The sequence below is a fragment of the Pseudomonas sp. GW822-FHT02E03 genome, from assembly GCF_058802325.1.
Map to the genome: position 1 here is coordinate 88,514 of NZ_JBXAOA010000013.1, position 15,053 is coordinate 103,566.

At 57.8% G+C, this 15,053-nt stretch carries 19 protein-coding genes and 1 tRNA gene; 19 read left to right on the top strand and 1 reads right to left on the bottom strand.

Annotation, left to right across the window (positions count from 1 at the left end; genetic code table 11):
- Positions 1 to 124: 124 nt before the first annotated feature.
- Positions 125 to 550, top strand: a complete 426-nt coding sequence (locus AC1RQB_RS12530; RefSeq protein WP_063341319.1) for an HIT domain-containing protein — start codon at positions 125 to 127, stop codon at positions 548 to 550.
- Positions 551 to 553: 3 nt separating this feature from the next.
- A complete protein-coding gene (locus AC1RQB_RS12535; RefSeq protein WP_007897047.1) occupies positions 554 to 760 on the top strand; it encodes a SlyX family protein in 207 nt (68 codons plus the stop codon).
- A gap of 76 nt (positions 761 to 836) precedes the next feature.
- Here AC1RQB_RS12535 and AC1RQB_RS12540 read toward each other — a convergent pair whose 3' ends face one another.
- A complete protein-coding gene (locus AC1RQB_RS12540; RefSeq protein WP_007897045.1) occupies positions 837 to 1,439 on the bottom strand; it encodes a cold-shock protein in 603 nt (200 codons plus the stop codon).
- A 464-nt stretch (positions 1,440 to 1,903) separates the two neighbouring features.
- Between AC1RQB_RS12540 and AC1RQB_RS12545 the strand changes: the two genes are divergently transcribed.
- From AC1RQB_RS12545 to AC1RQB_RS12625, 17 genes are all read left to right on the top strand, one after another.
- Positions 1,904 to 2,242, top strand: a complete 339-nt coding sequence (locus AC1RQB_RS12545; RefSeq protein ID WP_063341318.1) for a ribbon-helix-helix domain-containing protein — start codon at positions 1,904 to 1,906, stop codon at positions 2,240 to 2,242.
- A 136-nt stretch (positions 2,243 to 2,378) separates the two neighbouring features.
- Positions 2,379 to 2,600, top strand: a complete 222-nt coding sequence (locus AC1RQB_RS12550; protein ID WP_010457489.1) for an FmdB family zinc ribbon protein — start codon at positions 2,379 to 2,381, stop codon at positions 2,598 to 2,600.
- 122 nt (positions 2,601 to 2,722) lie between these two features.
- Positions 2,723 to 4,498, top strand: coding sequence for an aspartate--tRNA ligase (aspS, locus tag AC1RQB_RS12555; protein WP_008072428.1), 1,776 nt, complete (start codon positions 2,723 to 2,725; stop codon positions 4,496 to 4,498).
- A 123-nt stretch (positions 4,499 to 4,621) separates the two neighbouring features.
- Positions 4,622 to 5,368: a YebC/PmpR family DNA-binding transcriptional regulator gene (locus tag AC1RQB_RS12560; RefSeq protein WP_008072427.1), complete on the top strand. Its 747-nt coding sequence runs from the start codon at positions 4,622 to 4,624 to the stop codon at positions 5,366 to 5,368.
- 158 nt (positions 5,369 to 5,526) lie between these two features.
- Positions 5,527 to 6,051, top strand: coding sequence for a crossover junction endodeoxyribonuclease RuvC (ruvC, locus tag AC1RQB_RS12565; RefSeq protein ID WP_007897036.1), 525 nt, complete (start codon positions 5,527 to 5,529; stop codon positions 6,049 to 6,051).
- A 115-nt stretch (positions 6,052 to 6,166) separates the two neighbouring features.
- Positions 6,167 to 6,784, top strand: coding sequence for a Holliday junction branch migration protein RuvA (gene ruvA / locus AC1RQB_RS12570; protein ID WP_007897033.1), 618 nt, complete (start codon positions 6,167 to 6,169; stop codon positions 6,782 to 6,784).
- On the top strand, positions 6,785 to 7,846 hold the full coding sequence (ruvB, locus tag AC1RQB_RS12575; RefSeq protein ID WP_008006678.1) for a Holliday junction branch migration DNA helicase RuvB: 1,062 nt from the start codon (positions 6,785 to 6,787) through the stop codon (positions 7,844 to 7,846). It begins immediately after the preceding gene.
- A 127-nt stretch (positions 7,847 to 7,973) separates the two neighbouring features.
- The gene (ybgC, locus tag AC1RQB_RS12580) at positions 7,974 to 8,441 is read left to right on the top strand and encodes a tol-pal system-associated acyl-CoA thioesterase (protein WP_063341317.1); all 468 of its coding nucleotides are present in this window, start codon (positions 7,974 to 7,976) and stop codon (positions 8,439 to 8,441) included.
- Positions 8,431 to 9,126, top strand: coding sequence for a protein TolQ (gene tolQ, locus AC1RQB_RS12585; protein ID WP_007897030.1), 696 nt, complete (start codon positions 8,431 to 8,433; stop codon positions 9,124 to 9,126). Before ybgC ends, tolQ begins: the two co-directional genes overlap by 11 nt.
- 23 nt (positions 9,127 to 9,149) lie before the next feature.
- The gene (tolR, locus tag AC1RQB_RS12590; RefSeq protein WP_162130599.1) at positions 9,150 to 9,602 is read left to right on the top strand and encodes a protein TolR; all 453 of its coding nucleotides are present in this window, start codon (positions 9,150 to 9,152) and stop codon (positions 9,600 to 9,602) included.
- A complete protein-coding gene (gene tolA / locus AC1RQB_RS12595) occupies positions 9,602 to 10,681 on the top strand; it encodes a cell envelope integrity protein TolA (protein ID WP_008072426.1) in 1,080 nt (359 codons plus the stop codon). The genes tolR and tolA overlap by 1 nt, the downstream gene beginning before the upstream one ends.
- Before the next feature lie 29 nt (positions 10,682 to 10,710).
- Positions 10,711 to 11,979 (top strand): Tol-Pal system beta propeller repeat protein TolB, encoded by a 1,269-nt coding sequence (tolB, locus tag AC1RQB_RS12600; protein ID WP_008072425.1) that lies wholly within the window; start codon positions 10,711 to 10,713, stop codon positions 11,977 to 11,979.
- A 52-nt stretch (positions 11,980 to 12,031) separates the two neighbouring features.
- Positions 12,032 to 12,529 carry a peptidoglycan-associated lipoprotein Pal gene (gene pal / locus AC1RQB_RS12605; RefSeq protein WP_003178634.1) on the top strand — a complete coding sequence of 166 codons (498 nt, stop codon included), beginning with the start codon at positions 12,032 to 12,034 and terminating at the stop codon, positions 12,527 to 12,529.
- A 6-nt stretch (positions 12,530 to 12,535) separates the two neighbouring features.
- Positions 12,536 to 13,375 carry a tol-pal system protein YbgF gene (gene ybgF / locus AC1RQB_RS12610; protein WP_063341316.1) on the top strand — a complete coding sequence of 280 codons (840 nt, stop codon included), beginning with the start codon at positions 12,536 to 12,538 and terminating at the stop codon, positions 13,373 to 13,375.
- 166 nt (positions 13,376 to 13,541) lie between these two features.
- Complete coding sequence (gene queE / locus AC1RQB_RS12615; protein ID WP_008072914.1) at positions 13,542 to 14,189, top strand: 7-carboxy-7-deazaguanine synthase QueE; 648 nt, start codon at positions 13,542 to 13,544, stop codon at positions 14,187 to 14,189.
- Between the two features lies 1 nt (position 14,190).
- A complete protein-coding gene (gene queC, locus AC1RQB_RS12620; RefSeq protein WP_063341315.1) occupies positions 14,191 to 14,883 on the top strand; it encodes a 7-cyano-7-deazaguanine synthase QueC in 693 nt (230 codons plus the stop codon).
- A gap of 63 nt (positions 14,884 to 14,946) precedes the next feature.
- Positions 14,947 to 15,022, top strand: a tRNA-Lys gene (locus AC1RQB_RS12625).
- Positions 15,023 to 15,053 lie beyond the last annotated feature (31 nt).

The window sequence follows — 15,053 nt, forward strand, 5'->3', positions numbered from 1 at the left end:
CAGGTGGCAGTTCGTCGTGAAGCGTGTGGCGTTCGCAGGTATGCTGCCGTCCTGTCGCTTGGTGCGCCGTCTTTCGCAATGGGGCGCTAAGCTGAAAAAAGATCACCAGAGGGGAGTGTGCGCTGTGTTCGCTTTAGATCCACGACTTCAACAAGACACGTTGCCTATCGGCGATTTCCCGCTCTGTCGGTTGCTGTTGTCCAATGATTCGAACTACCCGTGGTTCATCCTCGTGCCCCGCCGCGAGGATATCAGTGAGATATTTCAATTAGATGTCGTAGATCAACAGCAGCTGTGGCAGGAAACCACCGCACTGGCAGAAATGCTCAAGGACTCGTTCGATGCGGACAAGTTGAACGTCGCGGCCCTGGGTAATGTCGTCAGCCAGTTGCACATGCATGTGATTGTGCGCAAGCGTGAGGACGCCGCCTGGCCAGCTCCGGTCTGGGGCAAGCAGCCGGCCAAACCCTACAGTCCAGAGCAGATCGCGACAATTCGCGAACGGCTGCGTCTGGTGTTGACCGATGACTTCACGTTTCTGGAGGGTTGAGTCATGAGCCTGGAAGAACGCGTTACCGATCTGGAAAGCCAGTTGGCGTTTCAGGATGACACCATCCAGGCATTGAGTGATGTGCTGGCGACGCAGCAACGCGCAGTGGAGCGCCTGCAACTGCAAATGGCTGCGTTGCTCAAGCGGCAGGAGGAAATGGTTGGTCAGTTCGAATCCTTCGAAGAAGAGGCGCCGCCGCCACATTACTGAGCCTCATTAGTGAAGAGCAGGCCATAAAAAAACCGCGAACAGCCTGGGCCGTTCGCGGTTTTTTTTAGCCTTGGAATCAGCGACGCGGCAGGGCGGCGATCACATCTTCGGCTTGCAGGCCTTTGTCACGGTTCATCACAGAGAACTCCACGCGCTGGCCTTCGACCAGAACACGGTGGCCTTCACCGCGAATTGCCCGGAAGTGCACGAAAATATCATCGCCGGAATCACGGGAAATAAAGCCGAAGCCTTTGGAGGTGTTGAACCATTTAACGGTGCCAGTATCGCGGTTGCTCATGTCATAGCTTGGCGAGGCGGCGGCCGGTGAAGATTTGTAGAAGCTGACGGCCAGGTGCAAAAGAATGGCGATCAGGGCAACGACCAGACTGAACAGAACGGCAGGTTGACCGGCGATGACAGGCATCGGGGCGAACAATGTCAGTGTTTGCAATACGACAGCCAGAACCAGCAAGGCGCTGACCAGGTTTTGCAGTTGATGACGTGGGCCTTTGTTCCAGTAAGGGATAACAGGTGCAAGGGTGAGGTTGAGCAGGCCGAAAAAGGCCAGGTACAGCGCATCGGGTTGTTGCAGGTAAGGTAGCGCTTCGGATCGCAGGCTAGGGATGAAGGACAGCAGCAAGGCTGCTGCGCCCATTAGCAGGTGGACGATTTTCAACATTTTGATTAACTCACGTTAAGACGGATCACAAGGAAGAGCTGATGGAGCACGGTTCGCTTCGGAACAATAAGAGGCGTTGGACACGTTCCCGCTATCAGCCTATGCGCAGCCCCCGGAAAATAGGCGGTAGCGACACACTGCCTATTTAACAGCAAAGCCCGCAGCTACTCAAATCAGGCGGTCCAGCGGTGCTTTCCACTGGCCGGTGTGCGAGTGACGCTTGCTGATCGTTGTTCGCGCGCAGTGTTCCTCGGATCTTTTGCCTCTTCATTGAGTGATGTTGCGTCAGTACTTGTGGGAAAACGTCCGGCCTAGGACGTGCTCCATGATCTCCCCTCCGTTGTTGGCTTATCCTACGTTGATGGTCATAAAGTCATCTGGATATGCCTGTGCGCCTGCGCTTTTATAAGGAAACGGAATATGACTCTTATAAGCAGCAAGGATGGCAAAGGAGTGTCAACGCTATGGTTTATCAAGACAGGCGAAGCGAGGGGAGGGTCGGTCCACTCAAGGATGTAAGGATTGATTCATTTGTCAGCGAATTCGATATGGGCCTGGCCCAGCCATCATCCCGGTCAGTGCGCTTGAATGGCTTTGCGACCTGTTTGCGGCTGGAGCAGGTTTATTGGGATATTTTGGGTGATATGGCCAAGGTCAATTGCTGCTCGGTCAGTGCGCTGTTGTCCCACGTGGATCGCGAAGTGCATCTGCGTCACGGCGGGGTAAAGAACTTCACCGGGCTGGTGCGGGTTGTCTGCGTCGTGCACAGCCTGAAGGAAGGAGGTTGCCCGGTCATGGCCTGACGATGGCGGTTGATCGGGTCGAGTGTCGGTCTGTGTAGTCTTACGGCTGCACAGGCTGCATTTAATGGATATAATCCCGCCCTTTGCCGCAAAGCCCAGCATGCGCGGTAGCAATCTGATCGCCGAGACAACCCCCATGCCGATGTACGACTATCAATGTGCTTCCTGTGGTCATCAGTTGGAAGCCATTCAAAAGATCAGCGCAGCACCGCTGGTCGACTGCCCTGCCTGCCAGGCGCCAGAGCTTAAAAAGATGCTGTCCATGCCGGGCTTCCGCCTCAGCGGCACCGGCTGGTACGAAACCGACTTCAAGACCGGTTCCAAGAAAAATCTGGCCGGTGGCGACAAAGCTGACTAGGGTCTAGCGCCCGGGCTGAATGACACGCGCGAGCTCTTGCATCATCTGGCACCTTATTCAAGTGTGGGGGTGCGGCAAGACCTCCAACCGAATTTCGAATTACGAGAAGCGAAACCACTACCATGATGCGCAGCCATTATTGCGGCCAACTGAACGAAAGCCTGGAAGGCCAGGAAATTACCCTTTGCGGATGGGTCCACCGTCGTCGTGACCACGGTGGGGTGATTTTCCTCGATATCCGTGATCGTGACGGTCTGGCCCAGGTGGTGTTCGACCCGGACCGCGCTGAATCCTTCGCCGCCGCCGATCGCGTGCGCAGCGAATACGTGGTCAAGATCACCGGCAAGGTGCGCCTGCGTCCGGCCGGTGCCACCAACGCCAACATGGCGTCGGGCATGATCGAAGTGCTGGGCTACGAGCTGGAAGTATTGAACGAAGCGGAAACCCCGCCGTTCCCGCTGAACGAGTTCTCCGACGTCGGTGAAGAAACCCGCCTGCGTTATCGCTTCCTCGACCTGCGTCGCCCGGAAATGCTCGAGAAGCTGCGTCTGCGTTCGCGTATGACCACCAGCATCCGTCGCTTCCTGGACGAGAACGGCTTCCTCGATGTCGAGACGCCGATTCTGACCCGCGCCACGCCAGAAGGCGCTCGCGACTACCTGGTGCCGAGCCGTACTCACGCCGGTAGCTTCTTCGCCTTGCCGCAATCGCCACAGCTGTTCAAGCAGCTGCTGATGGTCGCCGGCTTCGACCGTTACTACCAGATCGCCAAGTGCTTCCGCGACGAAGATCTGCGCGCCGACCGTCAGCCTGAATTCACCCAGATCGACATCGAGACCAGCTTCCTCGATGAAAAAGAGATCATGGGCATCACCGAACAAATGATCCGCAACCTGTTCAAGGAAGTGCTGGACCTGGAGTTCGGCGACTTCCCGCACATGACCTTCGAAGAGGCCATGCGTCGTTACGGTTCCGACAAGCCGGACCTGCGTAACCCGCTGGAACTGGTTGACGTTGCCGATCAACTGAAAGAAGTCGACTTCAAGGTGTTCAGCGGCCCTGCCAACGACCCGAAATGCCGCGTTGCCGCTCTGCGCGTTCCAGGCGCGGCAAGCATGCCGCGCAGCAAGATCGACGACTACACCAAGTTCGTCGGCATCTACGGTGCCAAGGGCCTGGCGTACATCAAGGTCAACGAGCGCGCCAAAGGCGTTGAAGGTCTGCAATCGCCAATCGTCAAGAACATCCCTGAGGCTAACCTGAACGTGATCCTCGATCGCGTCGGTGCAGTTGATGGCGATATCGTGTTCTTCGGCGCTGATAAATCGAAGATCGTCAGCGAAGCCTTGGGCGCGCTGCGGATCAAGGTTGGTCACGATCTGAACCTGCTGACCTGCGAGTGGGCACCGATGTGGGTTGTCGACTTCCCGATGTTCGAAGAGAACGACGACGGCAGCTTCACCGCGTTGCACCACCCGTTCACCGCGCCGAAGTGCACGCCGCAAGAACTGGAAGCCAACCCGGCAACCGCGCTGTCCCGTGCCTACGACATGGTCCTGAACGGCACCGAACTGGGTGGCGGTTCGATCCGTATCCACCGCAAGGAAATGCAACAGTCGGTGTTCCGTCTGCTGGGTATCAGCGAAGCGGAACAGGAAGAGAAGTTCGGCTTCCTGCTCGACGCCCTGAAATACGGCGCGCCGCCGCACGGTGGTCTGGCCTTCGGTCTGGACCGTCTGGTGATGCTGATGACCGGCGCCCAGTCGATCCGTGAAGTAATCGCCTTCCCGAAAACCCAGAGTGCTGCCTGCGTTATGACTCAGGCACCGGGGCTGGTGGATGCCAAGGCATTGCGCGAACTGCACATTCGTCTGCGCGAAACGCCGAAAGCTGAGTAAGGCTGACCAGAAGGGCGCATCTTCGGATGCGCCCTTTCTTTATAGAACGGTCGAGATTTTTATTTGCTGGCTGGCGCATCATGGCGTGGCGGGCAATGTTTCAAAGATAATTCGGAGCGAGTTATGGCGGGTCATTCCAAGTGGGCGAACATCAAGCACCGCAAAGAACGTCAGGATGCCAAGAAGGGCAAGATTTTCACCAAGTGGATTCGTGAACTGACGGTTGCTGCTCGTCAGGGCGGCGGTGATCCAGGCTCCAACCCGCGCTTGCGTCTGGCGCTGGATAAAGCGCTGGGTGCGAACATGAGCCGCGACATCATCGATCGCGCAGTGGCCCGCGGCGCTGGCGCCGCCGATACCGACGACATGGTCGAGCTGACCTACGAAGGTTACGGTCCGGGCGGTGTAGCGGTGATGGTCGAATGCATGACCGACAACCGCAACCGTACTGCAGCGGCTGTTCGCCATGCGTTCAGCAAGTGCGGCGGCAACCTCGGCACCGACGGTTCGGTGGCCTACCTGTTCGAGCGCAAGGGGCAGATTTCCTTCGCGCCAGGCGTGGATGAGGATGCGCTGATGGAAGCGGCCATGGAGGCTGACGCCGATGATGTGGTGACCCACGAAGACGGTTCAATCGACGTGTTCACCTCGTTCGCCGGCTTCTATTCCGTTCGCAACGCTTTGGAGGCTGCAGGCTTCAAGGGCGATGACGCGGAAATCGTCATGCTGCCGACCACCAGTGCCGAACTGGACCTGGAAGGCGCCGAGAAGGTTCTGAAGCTGATCGATATGCTCGAAGACCTGGATGACGTGCAAAACGTGTACTCCAACGCGGATATCCCAGAGTCGGTCGCCGCACAGCTCGGATAAGGGCGACTAAGATTCAGTGTGGGAGCTGGCTTGCCTGCGATGGCGGCGTGTCAGGCTACATCATTGTTTGATGTGCCTACGCCATCGCAGGCAAGCCAGCTCCCACATTTGTTATTCGCTGTATTGAATATCGTGCTCTTACCTAACCCGCAGGCGTTATGACTTTAATTCTTGGTATCGACCCCGGTTCGCGTATCACCGGTTATGGCGTGGTACGTGATACCGGGCGTGGCTGCGTGTACGTGGCATCGGGGTGCATTCGCACGGGCTCCGGCGAGTTGCACGAGCGCCTGCAAATCGTCTATCGGGGCGTACGTGAAGTGATCCAGACCTACGGTCCGGTGACCATGGGCATCGAAAAGGTCTTCATGGCGCGCAATGCCGACTCCGCCCTCAAGCTCGGTCAGGCCCGCGGCGCTGCCATCGTGGCCGGTGCCGAGGAAAGCCTGGAAATCGCCGAATACACCGCGACCCAGGTCAAACAAGCGGTGACCGGCACCGGCGGGGCGAACAAGGAACAAGTGCAAATGATGGTCATGCACATGCTGAAATTGACCAGCAAGCCGCAAATCGATGCTTCGGATGCCCTGGCCATCGCGATTTGCCACGCTCACACCCGTTCCAGCCTGTTGCCCCATGGTCTGGGCACAGCACGCAGTCGTGGCGGGCGCCTGCGTCTCTGATAGCATCAGCAATCATTTTTTATGGAATGAGGGTTTTGCGCCTGTGTTGTCGGCGCAAAACCTTTGTTCTTTCAGTCGCCAGCACTGATCTGGCCAAGGCTCAAGGATCTGAAACGTGATTGGACGCTTGCGCGGCACTTTGGCTGAGAAACAGCCGCCGCACCTGATTCTGGATGTAAACGGTCTGGGGTATGAGCTGGAAGTCCCCATGACCACGCTTTATCGCTTGCCGTCGGTCGGTGAACCGCTGACCTTGCATACCCATTTGGTCGTACGCGAAGACGCGCAGTTACTCTATGGCTTCTTTGGCAAGCGCGAGCGAGACTTTTTTCGCGAGCTGATCCGTCTCAATGGTGTGGGGCCGAAACTGGCGCTGGCCTTGATGTCGAGCCTGGAGGTCGACGAGCTGGTTCGTTGCGTGCAGTCCCAGGACACTTCGGCCCTGACCAAGGTGCCGGGCGTGGGCAAGAAAACGGCCGAGCGTTTGCTGGTGGAACTCAAGGATCGCTTCAAGGCGTGGGAAACCGTGCCAGCGATGTTCGCGTTGGTGCCAAACCAGCCGGGTGGGCCAGATGCGCCAGCTCCGGTCGCCACCGCCGAAAATGACGCGGTCAGCGCGCTGATTTCCCTGGGCTACAAGCCGCAGGAGGCCAGCAAGGCGATTTCCGCGATCAAGGAGAAAGGCTTGAGCAGTGAAGACATGATTCGTCGTGCCCTGAAGGGAATGATCTAAGTGATTGAAGCTGATCGTCTGATCGCCGCCACGGGTGGTCCCCGTGACCGCGAGGAAGTCCAGGACCGGGCGATTCGTCCCGTCAGCCTGGCCGAATACATTGGCCAGCCGACTGTTCGCGAGCAAATGGAGTTGTTCATCCAGGCCGCGCGTGGGCGCAATGAATCCCTGGATCACACCCTGATTTTCGGCCCTCCGGGTCTGGGTAAAACCACCCTGGCCAACATCATTGCCCAGGAAATGGGTGTGTCGATCAAAAGCACCTCGGGGCCGGTCCTCGAGCGTCCGGGTGATCTGGCGGCGTTGCTGACCAACCTTGAGCCTCATGACGTGCTGTTCATCGACGAGATCCATCGGTTGTCGCCGATCGTCGAAGAAGTCCTGTACCCGGCCATGGAAGATTTCCAGCTCGACATCATGATCGGCGAAGGGCCGGCCGCGCGCTCGATCAAACTCGATCTGCCGCCGTTCACCCTGGTCGGCGCAACCACCCGGGCCGGCATGCTGACCAACCCGTTGCGCGACCGTTTCGGGATCGTTCAGCGTCTGGAGTTCTACAACACCGCCGACCTGGCAACGATTGTCAGCCGTTCGGCGAACATTCTCGGTTTGCCGCTGGACCCGGAAGGCGCCTTCGAAATCGCCCGCCGTGCCCGTGGCACGCCGCGGATCGCCAACCGCTTGCTGCGCCGAGTGAGGGATTTCGCCGAGGTTCGCGCCAAAGGCCACATCACCAAGCCGATCGCCGACCTGGCGCTGAACCTGCTGGATGTCGACGAGCGTGGCTTCGATCACCAGGATCGACGCCTGCTGTTGACCATGATCGAGAAGTTCGACGGTGGGCCGGTGGGGGTGGACAGTCTGGCGGCGGCGATCAGCGAAGAGCGTCACACCATTGAAGACGTGCTGGAGCCGTATTTGATCCAGCAGGGCTATATCATGCGCACTCCGCGGGGGCGGGTGGTCACTCGACATGCGTACCTGCACTTCGGTTTAAACATCCCGTCACGATTAGGCGAGATGCCCGTGGTAGACGAGTTCCTCGATGCCGTGGACGATTAGTAACCTTTGCGCGCTGATTTATTCGGGGTTTGTGCGGTCCCAGGACCGTACTTTCACCAGAAAGCCGCGAATCAATGAAAAACAGTTGCCTGGCCGGATTGGCAACCTGAGGAGTAAGCACTAGAGTATGCGCGCGCAAAACGGGCTTGAGCCGTTCGCACATCGTTGTCGCGTTTATTACGAGGACACCGATGCGGGCGGCATCGTGTATTACGTCAATTACCTCAAGTTTATGGAACGGGCTCGAACCGAGCGGCTCCGGGAGCTGGGCTTTGCCCAGTCGGCGCTGGCAGGGGAGGACCTGTTGTTTGTCGTGCATTCCAGCGAAGCGCGTTACCACGCGCCGGCGCGACTGGACGACGAACTGCTGGTAAGCGCTGAAGTAATTGAATTGAACCGGGTCAGCCTGCGCTTCAAACAGCAGGTCAGGCGGGCTACGGATAATGTGCTGCTCTGCGAAGGGCAGTTTCTGGTGGCCTGTGTGCGCACCAACAGTTTGAAACCCCGGGCCATTCCCGAAACTCTACGTGCGGCCTTTGCCGACGTGAGCGGCGCGGGTACACACTCAAAGCAGGAGATAAAGCGTGGAAGCTAACGTCGTCGACCATTCCTCCATGTGGAGCCTGGTCAGCAATGCCAGTATCGTGGTGCAACTGGTAATGCTGATCCTGGTAGCCGCATCGGTGACCTCATGGATCATGATCTTTCAGCGCAGCAACTTGCTGCGCGCCGGTCGACGTGCCCTGGAGAGCTTTGAAGAGCGCTTCTGGTCCGGTATCGACCTGTCCAAACTCTACCGTCAGGCCGGTAGCAACCCTGATCCGGATTCGGGTGTGGAGCAAATCTTCCGTGCCGGTTTCAAGGAATTCTCCCGTCTGCGTCAGCAGTCAGGCGTTGACCCGGAAGCGGTCATGGAAGGCGTGGCCCGTGCCATGCGCGTGGCCATCTCCCGCGAGGAAGAAAAACTCGAGCAGAGCCTGCCGTTTCTCGCCACCGTCGGTTCCGTCAGCCCGTACATCGGTCTGTTCGGTACGGTCTGGGGCATCATGAACTCCTTCCGTGGCCTGGCCACTGCCCAGCAAGCGACCCTGGCCACCGTGGCTCCGGGTATCGCCGAAGCACTGATTGCTACCGCGATTGGCTTGTTCGCCGCCATCCCGGCCGTAATCGCCTACAACCGTTTTGCTGCTCGCAGCGAAACCCTGCTGGGCCGTTACTACACCTTCGCCGATGAATTCCAGGCGATCCTGCACCGCAAAGTGCACACCAGCGAAGAATAAGCAGGTAATTTCCAATGGCTTTAATCGCTCGAGCTCGCAAAAAGCGCAAGCCGGTTGCCGAGATGAACGTGGTGCCTTACATCGACGTGATGCTGGTGCTGCTGGTCATCTTCATGGTGACCGCTCCGATGCTCAATCAGGGCGTGAAAGTTGATCTGCCCAAGGTTTCCAGCGAAGCCTTGCCGCAGGACAACAACACTCAAGTCCTGACCATTTCGATCAAGTCTGACAAGACCTACTACTGGAACCTTGGCAGCGAAGTCGACACCGATAAGCAGCAGGACAAGGCCATGACCTTGCCGCAAATGACTGACGCGGTGACCAAGATCATTCGCGCCGGTACTGAAGGCGGCAAGCGTACCCAGGTATTCATTCGCGGCGACAAGACTGTCGATTACGGCTCCGTCATGGGCGCGATGGGCGGGTTGCAGAAAGCCGGGGTCGGTAATGTTGGCTTGATTACCGAGGCACCCTGATGCAGCAAATGCGAGAGCCGTCCGCCTCGGAAAGCTACTTCTGGCCTAGTGTCTGGGCGATTGTCTTGCACGTGCTGGTGTTCGGCATGCTGTTCGTCAGTTTTGCCTTCACACCGGAGCTGCCGCCGGCCAAGCCGATCGTCCAGGCGACCCTGTACCAGTTGAAATCGAAAAGTCGGGCGACCACCCAGACCAATCAGAAGATTGCGGGTGAAGCGCAGAAATCTGCTGCGCGCCAGACCGAAGTCGAACAGATGGAACAGAAAAAGATCGAACAGGAAGCGATCAAGGCCGCGGAACAAAAGAAGGAAGATGCGGCTCAAAAAGCCGAAGAATCCAAGAAGGCCGACGAGACGAAGAAAGCGGAAGAGGCAAAAAAGGCTGATGAAGCCAAGAAAGCCGATGAAGCCAAGAAGACCGCCGAAGCCAAAAAGGCCGAAGAGAAACAATTGGCTGATATAGCCAAGAAGAAATCTGAAGAAGAAGCCAAGAAAGCTGCTGAAGAAGAGGCCAAGAAAGCGGCCGCTGAAGAAGCGAAGAAAAAGATCGTCGAAGACGCGAAGAAGAAAGCCGCCGAAGACGCCAAGAAGAAATCTGAAGCTGAAGAGGCGAAGAAGAAAGTCGCCGAAGACGCGAAGAAGAAAGCTGCTGCCGATGCCGCGAAGAAAAAATCGCAGGAAGCGGCACGTAAATCCGTCGATGAGAAAAAGGCTCAGGCCCTGGCAGATTTGCTTTCCGACACGCCGCAGCGTCAGCAGGCCTTGGCCGATGAGCAGGGTGACGAAGTCGCCGGCAACTTCGATGACCTGATTCGCTCGCGTGCTTCTGAAGGTTGGGCGCAGCCACCGTCGGCCCGCAAGGGCATGAAAGTGATCCTGCAAATCAACATGCTGCCTGACGGAACGATCTCCGGCGTATCGGTTGCCCGTTCCAGTGGTGATGTGCCGTTCGACAGTTCAGCGGTAGCGGCAGTAAAAAATATTGGTCGATTGACCGAAATGCAGGGGCTGAAGCCAGCTGATTTCGCACCCTATCGTTCATTCAAGATGACATTCACACCTGAGGATCTAGCCTTGTGAGAAACCTTCTTCGAGGACTGCTTGTAGTCATGTTCTGCTTTGCAGGACTGGCCACGGCAGATGAAAAAAATATCCTGGTCAGCAGTGGTAGCTCCCAGGCAACTCCAATTGCCGTAGTGCCATTCGGTTTCCAGGGTGGCACCGTGCTGCCGGATGACATGGCCGAAATCATCGGTAACGACCTGCGTAACTCGGGTTACTACGCACCGATTCCAAAGCAGAACATGATCAGCCAGCCAAGCCAGGCCAGCGAAATCATTTTCCGTGACTGGAAGGCTGTTGGCGCCCAGTACATTATGGTTGGCAGTATCGTTCCAGCGGGCGGTCGCCTGCAGGTTCAATACGCACTGTTCAACGTCGCCACCGAGCAGCAAGTGCTGACCGGCAGCGTGTCGGGCAGCGTCGATCAACTGCGTGACATGGCGCATTACATCTCCGACCAGTCGTTCGAGAAACTCACCGGTATCAAAGGTGCGTTCTCGACTCGTCTGCTGTACGTGACGGCCGAGCGGTTCTCCGAGAAGAACACTCGCTACACGTTGCAACGTTCGGACTATGACGGTGCCCGTGCCGTGACACTGCTGCAATCGCGCGAGCCGATCCTGTCGCCGCGTTTTGCACCGGATGGCAAGCGTATTGCCTACGTGTCGTTCGAGCAGAAGCGTCCGCGCATTTTCATGCAGAATATCGACACCGGTCGCCGTGAGCAGATCACCAACTTCGAAGGCCTGAATGGTGCGCCAGCCTGGTCGCCGGATGGTCAGCGTCTGGCATTCGTACTGTCGAAAGACGGTAACCCGGACATCTATGTGATGAACCTGGGTTCGCGTCAGATCAGTCGCGTCACCAACGGTCAGGGCATCAACACCGAACCGTTCTGGGGTAAGGATGGTTCGACCATCTACTTCACCTCCGACCGTGGCGGCAAGCCACAGATCTACAAAACCAGCGCAGGCGGTGGTGGTGCGGAGCGTGTGACCTTCATCGGTAACTACAACGCCAACCCTAAACTGTCGGCCGATGAAAAGACCCTGGTGATGATCCATCGTCAGGAAGGCTTCACCAATTTCAAGGTGGCGGCCCAGGATTTGCAGCGCGGTAGTGTAAAGATCCTCACTGATAGCACTCTGGACGAGTCGCCTACTGTTGCGCCCAACGGCACCATGGTAATCTACGCCACCCGCCAGCAGGGCCGGGGAGTCTTGATGCTCGTGTCCATTAATGGACGCGTGAGGCTCCCGCTTCCTACCGCACAAGGCGAAGTCAGAGAACCGTCCTGGTCCCCTTACCTGAACTGACGCGGCGCTACACGTTGTACTTAACACACTGGGGTTCATTAGGAGTTTCACGATGGAAATGCTGAAGTTTGGTAAATTTGCTGCGCTGGCTCTGGCCATGGCTGTAGCTGTAGGTTGCTCGTCCAAAGGCGGCGACAACGCCGGTGAAGGCGCTGTTGATCCAAACGCTGGTTACGGCGCTAACACTGGTGCTGTTGACGGCTCCCTGAGCGAAGAAGCTGCTCTGCGCGCAATCACCACCTTCTACTTCGAATACGACAGCTCGGACCTGAAGCCAGAAGCCATGCGCGCTCTGGACGTTCACGCCAAAGACCTGAAAGCAAACGGCGCTCGCGTTGTTCTGGAAGGCAACACCGACGAACGTGGTACTCGTGAGTACAACATGGCACTGGGCGAGCGTCGTGCGAAAGCCGTTCAGCGTTACCTGGTACTGCAAGGTGTTTCCCCAGCTCAGCTGGAACTGGTTTCCTACGGCGAAGAGCGTCCAGTTGCTACCGGCAACGACGAGCAGTCCTGGGCTCAAAACCGTCGCGTCGAACTGCGTAAGTAATTCGTCATGCGAACGTGCCGTCGTGCTGTAACTGTTTTGGCTCTCAGCCTCGCACCGCTCGCGGTGTGGGCTGCGGTTCCTGTGGTCGAGGACAACTCCGGCTATAACAATAGCGGGAGTAGTTATCCGCCTGCGGGTTACGGTACGAACGGCGCCTATGCCGGGGGAGGGGTTTCGGCCCCTGTCTCGGCACAGGGCGAGCTGTTCAACCAACTGCAATCGATGCAGGAGCAGATCTCACGCCAACAGGGTGTGATCGAAGTTCTGCAAAATGATGTAGCGCGCATGAAGCAAGAGAACCTGGAGCGATATCAGGATCTTGATCGGCGCATAGGAACCGGCGTTGCACCAGCCGCGACTCCTGATAATTCTTCCACCGGTGGCAACTTGAATGCCCCCGGTGCAGCAGCCGGCGCAGATGCGGGAGCGGCAGCCGCTCAAGCGCCTGCCGCGGGTGGCGAACCGGCTGATCCGGCGAAGGAGAAGCTGTATTACGATGCAGCCTTCGACCTGATCAAAGCCAAGGATTTCGACAAGGCCAGCCAGGCTTTCGCCGCATTCCTGCGCAAATACCCGAACAGCCAGTACGCGGGCAACGCCCAGTACTGGTTGGGTGAAGTGAACCTGGCCAAAGGCGATCTGCAAGGCGCAGGTCAGGCATTTGCCAAGGTTTCGCAGCTGTACCCCAAGCACCCCAAAGTGCCTGACTCGCTGTACAAGCTCGCTGATGTAGAGCGCCGCCTCGGTCATACCGACCGGGTCAAAGGCATTCTGCAGCAGGTTGTGTCCCAGTATCCGGGCACTTCCGCCGCCCAGTTGGCTCAACGCGATTTGCAGCGCATGTAAGCTTGCTTGATGCGTTTAGAAGAAACCCGCGCTTGTCGCGGGTTTTTTCGTTAGAATTCATGCCCTTTTTATGAAACACGCTTTTTGGGATCTGCGCGTTGGCGAGGTTCCTTGAAGTGCCTGACGGAGGCGGACAGCCTGTTTAGCTGTTACGCCCGTGGCGACTATGCAAGACACATTGAGAATTACCGAAGTTTTCTACTCGTTGCAGGGTGAAACGCGGACTGCCGGGCTGCCCACTGTTTTTGTGCGCCTGACCGGTTGCCCATTGCGTTGCCAATACTGCGACAGCGCCTACGCGTTCACTGGCGGCACCATTCGCACGCTCGATGACATCCTCGAGCAAGTGGCCGGTTTTCGCCCGCGTTATGTCTGTGTCACGGGCGGCGAGCCCCTGGCGCAACCGAATGCCATTCCCTTGCTCAAGCAGTTGTGTGATGCCGGCTACGAAGTGTCGCTGGAAACCAGTGGCGCGCTGGATATCTCGGCGGTCGATCCGCGGGTCAGTCGCGTCGTCGACCTGAAAACCCCGGGTTCGAAAGAAGCACACCGCAACCGCTACGAGAACATCGAGCTGCTCACGCCTAACGATCAGGTAAAGTTTGTCATCTGCTCGCGGGAAGACTACGACTGGGCCGTGTCCAAGCTGATTCAGTACGGCCTGGATCAGCGTGCCGGCGAAGTCCTGTTCTCGCCGAGTCACCATGACCTGAACGCGCGTGATCTGGCGGACTGGGTGGTGGCGGACAATCTGCCTGTGCGCCTGCAATTGCAGCTGCATAAATATCTTTGGAATGACGAGCCGGGGCGCTGAAATGAGTGAACAAATGAACACTGCAGAAAAACGTGCGGTCATCCTGCTGTCCGGCGGCCTCGACTCCGCGACAGTCGTGGCCATGGCCCGCGCTGAAGGCTACCGCTGCTACACCATGAGCTTCGATTACGGTCAGCGGTCTCACGCCGAATTGCACGCCGCCGCACGCGTCGCCCGCGACCTGGGTGTGGTCGAGCACAAGGTGATCGGCCTGAACCTGAACGGCATCGGCGGCTCGGCGTTGACCGACACTAGTATCGACGTGCCGGAAACGCCGGGTGAAGGTATCCCGGTGACTTACGTGCCGGCGCGCAACACCGTGTTTCTGTCCCTGGCGCTGGGCTGGGCCGAAGTGCTGGGCGCGCGTGACATCTTTATCGGCGTTAACGCGGTGGATTACTCCGGTTACCCGGATTGCCGTCCCGAGTTCATCGAAGCCTTCGAGCGCATGGCTAACCTGGCGACCAAGGCCGGGGTAGAAGGGCAGGGCTTCCGTATCCAGGCGCCACTGCAGAACCTGAGCAAGGCGCAGATCGTTCAAGCGGGCGTGAAGCTTGGCGTCGATTACGGGCTGACCGTTTCCTGCTATCAGGCAGACGATAATGGCCGCGCCTGCGGTAAATGCGACAGCTGCCGCCTGCGTGCAGAAGGCTTCGCGGCGGCCGGTGTGACTGACCCAACACCTTATTTTTAATTTATTTCAAATTAGGTGTTGAATAGTCCTTAAAAATCAGTATTATACGCGCCACCACACAGCGGGTCGTTAGCTCAGTTGGTAGAGCAGTTGGCTTTTAACCAATTGGTCGTAGGTTCGAATCCCACACGACCCACCATTTTAAAAAATCTGGAAGGCCCACGTAAGTG

Coding starts and splice junctions, on each gene's coding strand:
- AC1RQB_RS12535 (WP_007897047.1), top strand. CDS start 554: ATGAGCCTGGAAGAACGCGTTACCGATCTGGAAAGCCAGTTGGCGTTT.
- AC1RQB_RS12540 (WP_007897045.1), bottom strand. CDS start 1,439: ATGTTGAAAATCGTCCACCTGCTAATGGGCGCAGCAGCCTTGCTGCTG.
- AC1RQB_RS12545 (WP_063341318.1), top strand. CDS start 1,904: ATGGTTTATCAAGACAGGCGAAGCGAGGGGAGGGTCGGTCCACTCAAG.
- AC1RQB_RS12550 (WP_010457489.1), top strand. CDS start 2,379: ATGCCGATGTACGACTATCAATGTGCTTCCTGTGGTCATCAGTTGGAA.
- aspS (WP_008072428.1), top strand. CDS start 2,723: ATGATGCGCAGCCATTATTGCGGCCAACTGAACGAAAGCCTGGAAGGC.
- AC1RQB_RS12560 (WP_008072427.1), top strand. CDS start 4,622: ATGGCGGGTCATTCCAAGTGGGCGAACATCAAGCACCGCAAAGAACGT.
- ruvC (WP_007897036.1), top strand. CDS start 5,527: ATGACTTTAATTCTTGGTATCGACCCCGGTTCGCGTATCACCGGTTAT.
- ybgC (WP_063341317.1), top strand. CDS start 7,974: ATGCGCGCGCAAAACGGGCTTGAGCCGTTCGCACATCGTTGTCGCGTT.
- tolA (WP_008072426.1), top strand. CDS start 9,602: ATGCAGCAAATGCGAGAGCCGTCCGCCTCGGAAAGCTACTTCTGGCCT.
- tolB (WP_008072425.1), top strand. CDS start 10,711: ATGTTCTGCTTTGCAGGACTGGCCACGGCAGATGAAAAAAATATCCTG.
- pal (WP_003178634.1), top strand. CDS start 12,032: ATGGAAATGCTGAAGTTTGGTAAATTTGCTGCGCTGGCTCTGGCCATG.
- ybgF (WP_063341316.1), top strand. CDS start 12,536: ATGCGAACGTGCCGTCGTGCTGTAACTGTTTTGGCTCTCAGCCTCGCA.
- queE (WP_008072914.1), top strand. CDS start 13,542: ATGCAAGACACATTGAGAATTACCGAAGTTTTCTACTCGTTGCAGGGT.
- queC (WP_063341315.1), top strand. CDS start 14,191: ATGAGTGAACAAATGAACACTGCAGAAAAACGTGCGGTCATCCTGCTG.